Genomic DNA, 319 nt, shown 5'->3' with positions numbered 1-319 from the left:
TGAACAAAAACTGGAGAGAGAAAACGAGCTTCTTCGTTTAGAGGTAGAATACTTAAAAAAGTTACGAGCTTTTCAGATGGATCCGGAAGGTTATCTCGAAAAGCACAAACAGCATTATCGTACGAACTCAAAGAAACGTTCAAACTAAAAGATGTTCTACAAATAGTAGGAATTCCTGAATCCTCCTACCATTATCATATGAAAATGAGGAAGAAAGAGAATCCGAATCAGGAACTAGAAGAATGTATTCAATCCCTGTTTGAGGAACATGACGGGAACTATGGATATCGTCGTATCCGTTTGGACCTAAAACAACGTA

1 protein-coding gene is annotated in these 319 nt (G+C 37.6%); it reads left to right on the top strand.

All coding sequences use genetic code 11. The features are described from left to right. Window positions 1–198: 198 nt before the first annotated feature. On the top strand, window positions 199–319 hold a 121-nt coding region (locus tag JMM81_RS23260), incomplete at its 3' end, for an IS3 family transposase (protein WP_375162442.1).

It is taken from the genome of Bacillus sp. V3B, from assembly GCF_024494465.1.
Taxonomy (GTDB): Bacteria; Bacillota; Bacilli; order Bacillales; family Cytobacillaceae; genus Bacillus_BD.
Note: the sequence above shows the minus strand (reverse complement) of the source record. Positions and strands in the feature narration are given on the sequence as shown.